Annotated in this window: 8 protein-coding genes, 1 tRNA gene and 1 pseudogene; 8 read left to right on the forward strand and 2 right to left on the reverse strand. The window is 44.3% G+C overall.

All coding sequences use genetic code 11. The annotated features are described in order from the left end of the window. The first annotated feature begins 101 nt into the window (after positions 1-101). The 7 genes from QVP90_RS12980 (at position 102) to QVP90_RS13010 (ending at position 9243) form a co-directional block, all read left to right on the forward strand. Complete coding sequence (locus QVP90_RS12980; RefSeq protein WP_044094577.1) at positions 102-1925, forward strand: ATP-binding protein; 1824 nt, start codon at positions 102-104, stop codon at positions 1923-1925. Beyond that, entirely contained in the window at positions 1922-3886 is a 1965-nt protein-coding gene (locus tag QVP90_RS12985; protein ID WP_005930210.1) for a tetratricopeptide repeat-containing sensor histidine kinase, read from the forward strand. Before QVP90_RS12980 ends, QVP90_RS12985 begins: the two co-directional genes overlap by 4 nt. 40 nt (positions 3887-3926) lie before the next feature. Then, entirely contained in the window at positions 3927-5249 is a 1323-nt protein-coding gene (locus QVP90_RS12990) for an MATE family efflux transporter (protein ID WP_007481667.1), read from the forward strand. A 50-nt stretch (positions 5250-5299) separates the two neighbouring features. Then, complete coding sequence (ffh, locus tag QVP90_RS12995; protein WP_007481666.1) at positions 5300-6622, forward strand: signal recognition particle protein; 1323 nt, start codon at positions 5300-5302, stop codon at positions 6620-6622. Positions 6623-7070: 448 nt separating this feature from the next. Beyond that, positions 7071-7952: a bifunctional methylenetetrahydrofolate dehydrogenase/methenyltetrahydrofolate cyclohydrolase FolD gene (gene folD / locus QVP90_RS13000; protein WP_021936662.1), complete on the forward strand. Its 882-nt coding sequence runs from the start codon at positions 7071-7073 to the stop codon at positions 7950-7952. Continuing rightward, positions 7949-9094, forward strand: coding sequence for a CapA family protein (locus QVP90_RS13005; RefSeq protein ID WP_021936663.1), 1146 nt, complete (start codon positions 7949-7951; stop codon positions 9092-9094). Before folD ends, QVP90_RS13005 begins: the two co-directional genes overlap by 4 nt. A gap of 73 nt (positions 9095-9167) precedes the next feature. Next, a tRNA-His gene (locus tag QVP90_RS13010) sits at positions 9168-9243 on the forward strand. Between the two features lie 323 nt (positions 9244-9566). Here QVP90_RS13010 and QVP90_RS13015 read toward each other — a convergent pair. Then, complete coding sequence (locus QVP90_RS13015) at positions 9567-9710, reverse strand: hypothetical protein (RefSeq protein WP_021936664.1); 144 nt, start codon at positions 9708-9710, stop codon at positions 9567-9569. 143 nt (positions 9711-9853) lie between these two features. Here QVP90_RS13015 and QVP90_RS13020 point away from each other — a divergent pair, with 143 nt between their 5' ends. After that, positions 9854-10252, forward strand: a complete 399-nt coding sequence (locus tag QVP90_RS13020; RefSeq protein ID WP_021936665.1) for an A1S_2505 family phage non-structural protein — start codon at positions 9854-9856, stop codon at positions 10250-10252. Between the two features lie 3 nt (positions 10253-10255). Here QVP90_RS13020 and QVP90_RS13025 read toward each other — a convergent pair. Beyond that, positions 10256-12140: pseudogene (locus QVP90_RS13025) on the reverse strand (DNA polymerase III subunit gamma/tau). Between the last annotated feature and the right edge of the window lie 56 nt (positions 12141-12196).

Below are 12196 nucleotides of genomic sequence, written 5' to 3' on the forward strand. Positions count from 1 at the left end.
AATTTTGCCGTTTTTTTGCGAGTTCTTACTATTTTTGCAGCAATACATCACAAACAGTATACCAGGTAGTGAGAAGTCATATCTATTACTATATATTAGGAATGCTGGCCGGACTTCTATGTTCCCTGCCGGCATATCCTGTTGATAACACTTCCAAATACCTGGAAAAGTTACAGATTCTTATCGATCATAACCTGCCTTATGATAGGGAAATGTCTTCCGACAGTATTATTTTATTGGAAAAAGAACTCGAACCGAAATTGGAAGCCGACAAACGATATGATCTTCTTTTTTATCTGAAGCAACTGGTAGCAAGGGCATATGCGAATCGTGGCGATATTACCGTAGCTGTAGATAAAGCCCACATCATGTATCAAAAGGCCAAAGAGATGGAATATGACAAAGGGATAGCTCTTTCACTCCGCGCCATAGGCGATGTTTACCTGGCATCCAACATACAGCAACAAGCCATCGACTCATACGAAGAAGCCATACGGATATTGGATAAATCAGATGATGAGGATTTGATAAAAATACATATCCTGCCTAATCTTATCTTAAGTCTGCTTAAAATAGAAAAAATCGACGAAGCCCATGCATATCTAAAGCAACTCGAAAGCCTGTTCGACAAGTTTCCAACATCATCCAATCTGTTTTATACCTCCATATGCCGTGCATATTATCTGATAATGACCCATCAGCCCGACAAAGCCCAAGCATACCTCACCGAAGCAACACGTGCAAATGCAGAAAACAATTTCTTTCATATGAACTTTATGCTGGATTACATGCATGCCAGCTATTACGAACTGACAGAACAATATGACCGGGCATTGGAGCAATACGGTAAAATCATCAGCGAACTCCGTCCGTCTTATGCCCCGTATCAACACGTACAACTGAATATCCAATGCGCACGGCTTCTGGCGAAACAAGGGCAAACCGACAAAGCTTGTTTTATCTATCAGAGGACAAGTGCATTACAAGACTCATTGGACAACCTCAGCTATGTCCGCCAAATTAATGAATTACGTACCATTTACCAAATAGACCAACTGGAAATTAAAAACCAGCAAGAACGTAACAGAACAATCTTATGGGGAATTCTTGCAGTACTCTCCATGTTAGGCCTCATCCTCCTCCTCATTTTCCTTATTAAAAAAGGGAACAAACGACTATTCCTGTCAAAAGAGAAATTGGAAAAAGCCCAGCAATATGCAGAGAACTCAACAAGAACCAAAAGTCTCTTTCTATCGAACATGAGCCATGAAATACGCACTCCCCTGAACGCTCTTTCGGGTTTCTCCGCCATTCTCACGGATGACTCCATCGACAATGACACACGCCAGCAATGCAACGAGATTATACAACAAAACTCAGAACTTCTCCTTAAACTTATCAATGACGTTATCGACCTTTCAAGTGTAGATGTAGGAAAACTGACATTCAATTTGAAAGAAAGCGATGCAGTGGTCATCTGCCGTAACGTGGTAGAAACTGTAGAGAAAGTGAAACAGACACAAGCCGAAGTACGTTTTGTTACCACATTAGAGTCACTTCCTCTTGTAACAGACGACTCCCGTTTGCAGCAACTGCTCATCAATTTACTTATCAACGCCACCAAATTCACGACAGAGGGTGTTATCACTCTCGAGGTCGAGAAAGAATCGGATACGGTCGCGCTCTTTTCCGTCACCGACACCGGCTGCGGTATCCCGTTGGAAAAACAAAAGCAGATATTCAACCGCTTTGAAAAATTAAATGAAGGTGCACAGGGCACAGGATTGGGACTTTCCATCTGCCAACTTATCATCGAACAAGTCGGTGGCCGGATATGGATAGATCATGAATATACCGAGGGGGCCCGTTTTATGTTCACCCACCCCATAATCCCGGTAGTCAACAGAAAGGAGAATACCCAATGAAACAATTGATATTTACCCTTATTCTGAGTTGCCATTTTTTAACAGGTATGCCTACGGCTACTCCATCCTCGGCCAAAAGAGACAGTCTGGAAAGACTGCTGACAAGCATGCCGCACGACTCTGCACGCCTGCAAATGATACAGGATATCACGCGGATGGAGCAAACCAATCCCAACTGTATCCGCTACTCGGATATGCTGTTGCAAGAAGCTATCGCACAGAATAATCCCAAATATGCCGGAACCGCCCTTTATTTCCAGATTATCTATTACTACAACCAGAACGAACTGGACAGCGTAATACAAAAGATCGAAAAGATGGAGCCTTTTGTCCGCGAAGGCAATCTGTGGGATTATTATTTCGACGCACAAAGATGCCAGATAGATCTTTATTCTTATAGAGAGCAGATCGAATTTGCCATCAATAAATCACTCGAGATGTACCAAAAGGCACAGGAAGCCAACAATGTGCGCGGATTAATCGGTGCCAAACAATGTCTGGCAAATGCTTACATGGGTACCGGACGTTGGGAAGAAGGGAAAAAAGCATTGGAAGAGGCCCATATGCTACTCCCCAAACTGGATAACGTAATTGTACACAACTCCGTACTTTGCCAACTCATTTCACTCAGTAAAGCCAAAGATGACTTTGAAAACCTGAAGAAATATCTCGATGAACAGAAAAGTATCCTTGAAGACTACATAAGAAAGAATCCCACCATGGAAGAGGCTTTTCAGGATCCGTTGATCTTCAATGAACTCTATTATGCTTATTATTATTTAGAGATGAATCAGCCTCACCCTGCTTTTGAACATTTACAAAAAGGAGCCAAGTATCTCACACCACATACCTATTTTATGTATCGCGTGCTCTATTACGATGCATACGCTTTGTACTATCGGCGCTGTAAAGAGTATGACAAGGCCCTTAGCCAGTTGGATTCCACAATCGTCTTATTACAGGAAGCGTTCAGTTCCGACTACGTCAACCAATTGTCTGCCAAAGCGGACATACTCGTGGAAGCCGGCCGCAGCCAGGAAGCGCTGCCCATCTATGAAAAGGTACTGCAAATGAAAGACTCACTGGTCACCGAGCTTTCCGACAAACAAATGAAACTGATACAAAGCAACTATCACATCAATAAAATAGCCCTCGAAGAGGAACAATTGAAAAACAAAATACAACTTATTGTACTTATCGTTATCGGCACGACATTAATCGTATTGGTATTTTTCATGTTACGCATCTTCCGGGTACGTAAAGCCCTGAAAATAGCAGAAAGCGAAACCCGCAAAGCTACCCGGATAGCCGAAAAAGCCAATGAGACTAAGAATCATTTCCTTGCCAACATGAGCTATAATATTCGCATTCCACTGAACGGAGTCGTAGGATTTTCCCAACTGATAGCATCAGAACCGAATATGGACGAGGACACAAGAAAAGAATTCTCTGCCATCATCCAGAAAAATACCGAAGAATTGATGCAACTGGTTAATGACGTACTGGACTTGTCGCGTCTGGAAGCCAACATGATGAAGTTCCAAATACAGGAATATGATGCTGTGGCACTCTGTAATGACGCTATCTATATGGCCCGCATGCGCAATGAGGAAACCATAGAAATATATTTCGATACCCATATCGAGACGCAACCCATCACAACCGATACCGGAAGGCTCATTCAAGCATTGGTCAGCACTCTGACTTATCCGCAGAAAAACACGGCACACAGAGAAATCACTTTCACTCTGACTCGTGACGACTCCGGCAAACAGATATGTTTCCGCATCAGCAACAGCCCACTGGCCGATCCGGAATTCAATTCCCAGGAAGTAAGCATACGTCATGATATCAATCGCCTTTTGTTGCAGCATTTCGGAGGCAGCTACAACATAACGGCCGATGAACAGGAACGACCTGTCATTAATTTTACTTATCCTCTCGATATCATATCCGAATAAAAGAGCTATCTTTGCAAATTGCAAACCTAAACGCCGATTTATGTATACCAACAAACAGATTTGGAGTGTCAGCTACCCGATACTCCTCAGTTTATTAGCACAAAATGTCATTAATGTCACTGATACGGCCTTTCTCGGAAGAGTCGGAGAAGTAGCCCTCGGAGGCTCTGCGATGGGCGGGCTTTTCTATATATGCGTCTTTACGATCGCTTTCGGATTTAGTACCGGTTCACAAATCGTCATTGCCCGCCGCAATGGAGAAGGACGCTACGCGGACGTGGGCCCCGTAATGATGCAGGGCGTTATGTTCCTGTTGGTCATGGCCCTGTTACTGTTTGGCTTCACCAAAGCTTTCGGAAGCAACATCATGCGCATGCTGGTATCCTCCGAATCGATATTCGATGCCACGATGGAGTTTCTGGACTGGCGCACCTACGGTTTCTTCTTCTCATTTGTCAATGTAATGTTCCGCGCATTATACATCGGCATTACCCGTACCAAAGTGCTAACGATTAATGCCATTGTCATGGCCATTGTCAACGTGATTCTGGATTACGCCATGATATTCGGACACTTCGGATTTCCGGAAATGGGCATCAAGGGAGCCGCTATCGCTTCTGTGATAGCCGAAGCCAGTTCCATCCTGTTTTTCCTTATTTACACGTACATTACTGTCGATCTGAAAAAATACGGCTTGAACCGATTCCGTTCCTTCGATCCCCAGTTGCTGATGCGCATACTCAGCATCTCATGCTTCACCATGTTACAGTACTTCCTGTCAATGGCTACGTGGTTCGTATTCTTCATTGCCGTAGAGAGGTTAGGACAACGCGAACTTGCCATTGCCAATATCGTACGTAGCATCTATATCGTGATGCTGATTCCGGTCAATGCACTGGCCACGACAACCAACAGTCTGGTAAGTAATGCAATCGGTGCAGGCGGCATACAACACGTCATGCCGCTCATCAATAAGATAGCCCGTTTTTCATTCTTCATTATGCTGGCACTGGTCATTGTCACCGCAATATTTCCGCAGGCGATGCTTTCGATCTATACCAACGAAGCCGCACTGATAACGGAGTCTGTCCCTTCAGTGTACGTCATCTGCTGTGCCATGCTGATCGCTTCGGTTGCCAATGTCGTATTCAACGGAATATCGGGAACAGGCAATACACAAGCCGCCCTCCTGCTGGAAACCATTACGATCCTCATCTACGGTTCGTATATAATCTTTATCGGAATGTGGCTGAAAGCGCCTATCGAATGGTGTTTTACCATTGAGATAGTGTATTATACATTATTGTTCATAACAAGCTATATTTATCTCAAAAAAGCAAAATGGCAGAATAAAAAGATATAAATACAAGAGATTTTAGTACATTTGCACCCTAATTCGTAATTAATATAACCATGTTCGATAATTTAAGCGAGAGACTGGAGAGGTCGTTTAAGATTTTGAAAGGTGAAGGTAAGATCACCGAAATCAATGTAGCAGAAACACTGAAAGACGTACGCAAAGCCTTGTTGGACGCCGACGTCAACTATAAAGTGGCAAAAACCTTTACTGACACGGTAAAAGAAAAGGCATTAGGACAGAACGTTCTTACCGCCGTAAAACCGAGTCAGTTGATGGTGAAAATCGTTCACGACGAACTGACCCAATTGATGGGTGGAGAAACCGTTGAAATCGACACCAAAGGCCAGCCTGCCATTATCCTGATGTCCGGTCTGCAGGGTTCGGGTAAAACTACTTTCTCCGGGAAACTGGCCCGGATGCTTAAAACAAAGAAAAACCGTAAACCATTACTCGTAGCCTGTGACGTATATCGTCCCGCTGCCATCGAACAGCTCCGCGTACTGGCCGAACAGATCGATGTTCCGATGTATTCCGAACCGGATAGCAAGAATCCTGTGGAGATTGCCCAGAACGCTATCAAAGAGGCCAGGGCCAAAGGTTATGATCTTGTCATCGTCGATACAGCCGGACGTCTGGCCGTAGACGAAGAAATGATGAAGGAGATTGCAGCGATCAAAGAAGCCATCCAGCCGAATGAAATTCTCTTTGTAGTCGACTCCATGACCGGACAGGATGCTGTAAATACAGCCAAAGAGTTCAACGACCGTCTCGACTTCAACGGTGTAGTGCTGACTAAACTCGACGGTGATACCCGTGGCGGTGCAGCCCTTTCTATCCGTTCGGTTGTAAATAAACCTATCAAATTCGTAGGAACAGGTGAAAAGTTAGATGCTATCGACCAGTTCCATCCGGCACGTATGGCAGACCGTATCCTCGGTATGGGTGACATCGTTTCGCTGGTAGAACGCGCCCAGGAACAATACGATGAAGAAGAAGCCAAACGTTTACAGAAAAAGATTGCCAAGAATCAGTTTGACTTCAACGACTTCCTCAGCCAGATTGCACAGATCAAGAAGATGGGTAACCTTAAGGAACTCGCATCCATGATTCCGGGTGTAGGCAAAGCCATCAAAGACATCGATATCGACGATAACGCATTCAAAAGCATTGAAGCCATCATCTACTCCATGACGCCGGAAGAACGTTCCAACCCCGAAATACTTAATGGCTCACGCCGCACACGTATTGCCAAAGGTAGCGGAACGACTATTCAGGAAGTAAATCGCCTGCTGAAACAATTCGACCAGACCCGTAAGATGATGAAGATGGTAACAGGCAGCAAGATGGGTAAGATGATGCCTAAAATGAAACGCTGATAATTTCCGGCTAAAAGCTTGATTATTGTATTCTGATTTCGTATCTTTACAGACGTAATCATAAAGTATATTCAGTTAAAACACCTATAAAAGGAGAGAGCTTCGGCTTTCTCCTTTTCTTTTTTAAATCACTTGCCAAAGACTCCGGGATGGGTGCTTACGGCACTTCCGAACAATACTTATACAAAATAACAAGGCATGTCACGGTACATAACAAGTAATGTCACGATGTGTAACAAGTAATGTCACGATGCATTTCATTATTAGTTGCGATACAAATGTAACCGGATTACAATGCGGCACACATTTTCTTGCGAAGCGCCGGCTATTTTGTTAAGAATACGTAAATCAGCTCTTGACAAAAACAAGCTCCTTTCTTTCTTTTCCTTTGACTTGGAGAGTTCGGCAAATTATTCTACTTTTGCCCATCACCAAAATACTATTGAACATGACCCTTATAGATGGAAAAGCCATTTCCGAACAAGTAAAGCAAGAAATTGCCGATGAAGTGGCAGAAATTGTGGCTAATGGAGGTAAACGTCCCCACTTGGCCGCTATCCTTGTAGGACACGACGGAGGTAGCGAAACATATGTAGCTGCAAAAGTAAAAGCCTGTGAAGTATGCGGTTTCAAATCGTCCCTTATCCGTTATGAAAGCGATGTGACCGAAGACGAACTGCTGGCCAAAGTACGCGAACTTAACGAAGATACCGACGTGGACGGCTTCATCGTACAGCTCCCGTTGCCCAAGCACATCTCCGAACAGAAAGTAATCGAAACCATCGACTATCGCAAAGACGTAGACGGTTTCCATCCCATTAACGTAGGACGCATGTCTATCGGACTGCCCTGTTACGTATCTGCCACTCCGAACGGCATACTCGAACTGCTGAAGCGTTATAAAATCGAAACATCGGGTAAAAAGTGCGTAGTATTGGGACGCAGTAACATTGTCGGTAAACCGATGGCTGCCCTCATGATGCAGAAAGCCTACCCGGGAGACGCAACAGTCACCGTTTGCCATAGCCGCTCACGTGACCTGGTAAAAGAATGTCAGGAAGCCGATATCATTATCGCCGCCTTAGGACAGCCTAATTTCGTGAAAGCCGATATGATGAAAGAAGGTGCGGTTATTATCGATGTAGGTACCACCCGCGTACCCGATGCCAGCAAAAAATCCGGTTTCAAACTGATGGGCGACGTAAAGTTTGATGAGGTTGCTCCCAAGTGTTCATACATCACCCCCGTGCCGGGAGGTGTAGGCCCTATGACCATTGTTTCGTTGATGAAGAACACGCTGTTGGCCGGTAAAAAAGCCATTTATAAATGAGATATTTCTCATTCATAATTCTCTTACTTCTCTCCTTTTCCTGCACATCTGTGTCGCAGGAAAAGGGAGATACAGTCAAGGCTGTTTCAGATACGATCATATCCAATGCGAATGACAGCCTTCTTCCCCACCGCATCACACTCCTTTTTGCCGGTGACCTGATGCAACACCAAGGACAAATCAATGCCGCCCGTACTCCTGCCGGATACGATTACTCCGATTGTTTCAAATTCGTCAAAGAAGAAATCAGCCGGGCGGATATTGCCATCGCTAATCTGGAAGTAACCCTCGGCGGAAAACCATATCGTGGTTATCCTGCTTTCAGTGCACCAGACGAATATCTTTCCGCCATCCGTGAAGCGGGTTTCAACGTATTGATAACAGCCAACAACCATTGCCTGGATCGAGGTAAAAAAGGTCTGGAACGAACCATTCTCATGCTCGACTCCCTCCGCATCCCATATGCAGGTACATACACCAATGCTGAAACACGCGAACAGCGATATCCGCTCATGATAGAAAAGAACGGTTTCCGCATCGTACTTCTCAACTATACGTATGGTACAAACGGTCTCAAAGCAACTTCTCCCAACATTGTGAATTACATTGACAAAGAAACGATGGCACTGGACATCCGGAAAGCGAAAGCACTCCAACCCGATGTTCTCATTGCCTGTATACATTGGGGTGAAGAATACCAATCGCTCCCTAACCGGGAACAGACCTCTCTCGCAGACTGGTTATTGCAACAAGGTGTAACTCATATCATCGGTTCTCATCCCCATGTAGTACAGCCAATGGAACTTCGCACGGACAGCACGGCAGGTAGCCGACATGCGGTAGTCTATTCTTTAGGAAATTTCATTTCCAATATGTCTGCCCGCCGGACAGACGGAGGAATTTTGTTTAAATTAGAACTTGAAAAGGACAGCATTACCCGCGTCACCAATTGCGAATACAGTTTAGTATGGACTTCTCGGCCGGTATTATCGCGAAAGAAGAATTACATATTATATCCGATCAATTATCCGACAGACTCACTATCCGTTATAGAACGTAACCACTTGAAAATCTTTACTAAGGATACCCGCTCCCTATTCAACAAACATAATAAGGGAATAAAAGAGTACATTTTTTATTAAAAAAAGTCCTTCTAATATTTGCAGATTAAAAGATTATATCTATCTTTGCACCGCGTTAGAGAAACGCAAACATGGTGGATGTAGTTCAGTTGGTTAGAGCGTCAGATTGTGGTTCTGAATGTCGCCGGTTCGAGTCCGGTCTTCCACCCAAAGAGAATCCTTGATAATCATGATTATTGAGGATTTCTTCGTTTAAAGTGGTTCGTTTTCAAGTGCCACATTGGGGATCAAGGAGACCCCAAATAGTCGGACACATCATATTCAAAACCCCTAAAGCAAGCGAACGCAAATTAGAACATAACATCCAGAATACCAATCCCCAATTCTTACTTAGCAGATAGGTATAAAGAATAATGGCTCCAATATAAAGAATGAATCCCCAGCATCCCCATTTCTTATTTTTAGTATACAAATGAGAAAAGAGATAAGAACAAAACAACGAAAGAATAGTGAGGACAGGGATAGCTATCCCTCAAGTAGCCATGACGCCTATAGGAAAAGATCTGGCACTCACGACAGATCCCCAGGAAAGCATTCCGGCAAAAAGAAGATAAAGACCAATAGGAACAATAAATCCTACATTCCGAGTTTTAAATTGCATTTTCTGCTTTTCCATAAATCTTTTATTTTAGTGAAACATATCACAAAAGTCCGCCAATTCTCTCTATAACAGAAATAAATTGAACGAACGACCGGAATGCATTCACAAAATTAATAAAAGAATCACTATCTTTACGGGCAACTAAGAATTATTGAATCATGAATACACGCATCACCCCCAATCACATCACAGAATTAAAGCCTAATGAGATATTCGTATTCGGCAGCAACCTGCAAGGCTATCATGGTGGAGGTGCCGCCCGTCTGGCTATGAACCAATGGGGAGCCGTCTGGGGGCAAGGCACGGGTCTTCAAGGACAGACGTATGCCATCCCTACCATGCAAGGTGGCATCGGAACGATTCGCCCCTACATAGACCAATTCATAAAATTTGCTCAAAACGATCCGGAAAGAACATTCCTCGTCACTGAGATAGGATGTGGAATAGCAGGATTCCGTCCTGCCGATATTGCACCATTGTTCAAAAACGCAATAAACATACCCAATATCTGGTTGCCACAAAGATTCTGGGAGATATTACAGGAAGAAGAAGTGTAAGATTTAATATAACTCTAACCCGAACTCGTCTTTCAACTGTAACAATGCCTCGTTTTTCTTTGCCATCATCTGGAATTTCTCTACCCTGCTGAAGGCACGTACGTTCTCGGCAGGTGCACTGACACGGACCGTCATCTTCACCTTCCTGTTCTTCAAACGACTGCGAAGATAGTTTTGTACATTAGGAATCATAGAAGTAAAGTCCTTTGCCACAATCTCATTATCCACTACTACCTCAAAAGTTATATCATCATTAAGTAGCGTCAGACGAATATTCTGCATACGCATCGCAAGCGCTTTATGCTCGATAGGAAGCTGGCCGGCATACTCCTGCCAATAGTAATTCAAATCTTTTTCATTGAAGATATAATCTTCTTCGGGCTGAGACTGAACCTGAGACGATGCTTGAGGCGTAGTCGTCCTCTGCGAAACAGCTTCTTTCTGAGGATGCTTAATAGAAACCCCCAAACCGGCCTTATTCATTACCGGAATTTTCTTCTCTTCCTTCACCGGCACCTTCAATCCGGAAGCAGGTATATCTGCTGATGATGGAATAACCGGAGAAGTCCCAGCCACAGGAACAGATTGGACAGACGCCGGTTGTTGCAGTTGCTGGTGGTGTTGGTGAACCGGAGGAACGACAACANNGTTGCTGAACCGGAGTAACGACAGCAGAAACCGGTTGAGTTTGCGACGTAGCAGGAACAGTCTGTGACTGCTGAGCAGCAACAGATTGCGTAAATATGGGTTTTATAGCTTGCTTAGGGCGGCGCCCATCACCCACGTCATCCCCCTCGGTGGTAAGCTGGGCAACCTGTATCAAGGCCAGTTCCACCAGCAAACGCTTATTTTTGCTGGCACGGTAATTCATATCACAATCATTACAGAGCTTCATAGCCCGATACAGAAAAGGCAACGGGCACTTCTGTGCCTGTTCCTGATAACGCTGCCGGATGCTGGCTCCTACTTCAAGCAATGCCAAAGTAGCAGCATCTTTACTGACAAGCAAATCACGGAAATGAGAAGAAAGTCCCGTAATGAAATGACTGCCGTCAAAACCTTTGTTCAGCACATCATTGAACAACAACAGGGCGTCACTCACCTTATTCTCAAGAAAGCAGTCCGTCAACCGGAAATAATATTCATAATCCAGCACATTGAGATTCTCAATCACGCTCTTATACGTAATGTGTCCACCGGTAAAGCTTACCACTTGATCGAAGATGGAAAGTGCATCACGCATACCGCCATCCGCCTTCAACGCAATGACATTCAGCGCTTCGGGTTCTGCTGTGATATTCTCTTTAGAAGCCACATAAGCCAGATGCTGCACCGTGTCTTCCACACTGATACGGTTAAAATCATAAATCTGGCAACGCGACAAAATAGTAGGAAGAATCTTATGCTTCTCCGTCGTCGCCAAAATAAAGATAGCATGACGGGGAGGTTCCTCCAATGTTTTCAAAAAAGCATTGAAAGCAGAGGCCGACAACATATGTACCTCATCGATAATATACACCTTATACTTACCGATCTGTGGCGGAATCCGCACTTGCTCTACCAATTGGCGGATATCATCTACCGAATTATTGGACGCGGCATCCAATTCATGAATGTTATAGGAACGCTGTTCATTGAAAGCCACACAAGACTCACATGCATTACAAGCCTCTCCATCCTCAGTAGGAGTCATACAGTTGATAGTCTTGGCAAAGATACGTGCACACGTGGTTTTTCCTACTCCACGAGGCCCGCAAAACAGATAGGCATGCGCCAGTTTTTGCGTGGCAATGGCATTCTTCAGTGTCGTAGTCAATGCCCGTTGGCCCACCACCGACTCAAAGGTAGACGGACGATATTTACGGGCAGATACAATATAGTTTTCCATACGTCGGGATCTCTCTGTTTTTTGAGTTTCTGCAAATGTACGCAAAAAAAGTAATA

Origin of the sequence: Bacteroides sp. CAG:189 (assembly GCF_000432295.1) — a bacterium.
Lineage (GTDB): Bacteria > Bacteroidota > Bacteroidia > Bacteroidales > Bacteroidaceae > Bacteroides > Bacteroides salyersiae.

Coding starts and splice junctions, on each gene's coding strand:
- QVP90_RS12980 (WP_044094577.1), top strand. CDS start 102: ATGCTGGCCGGACTTCTATGTTCCCTGCCGGCATATCCTGTTGATAAC.
- QVP90_RS12985 (WP_005930210.1), top strand. CDS start 1,922: ATGAAACAATTGATATTTACCCTTATTCTGAGTTGCCATTTTTTAACA.
- QVP90_RS12990 (WP_007481667.1), top strand. CDS start 3,927: ATGTATACCAACAAACAGATTTGGAGTGTCAGCTACCCGATACTCCTC.
- ffh (WP_007481666.1), top strand. CDS start 5,300: ATGTTCGATAATTTAAGCGAGAGACTGGAGAGGTCGTTTAAGATTTTG.
- folD (WP_021936662.1), top strand. CDS start 7,071: ATGACCCTTATAGATGGAAAAGCCATTTCCGAACAAGTAAAGCAAGAA.
- QVP90_RS13005 (WP_021936663.1), top strand. CDS start 7,949: ATGAGATATTTCTCATTCATAATTCTCTTACTTCTCTCCTTTTCCTGC.
- QVP90_RS13015 (WP_021936664.1), bottom strand. CDS start 9,710: ATGGAAAAGCAGAAAATGCAATTTAAAACTCGGAATGTAGGATTTATT.
- QVP90_RS13020 (WP_021936665.1), top strand. CDS start 9,854: ATGAATACACGCATCACCCCCAATCACATCACAGAATTAAAGCCTAAT.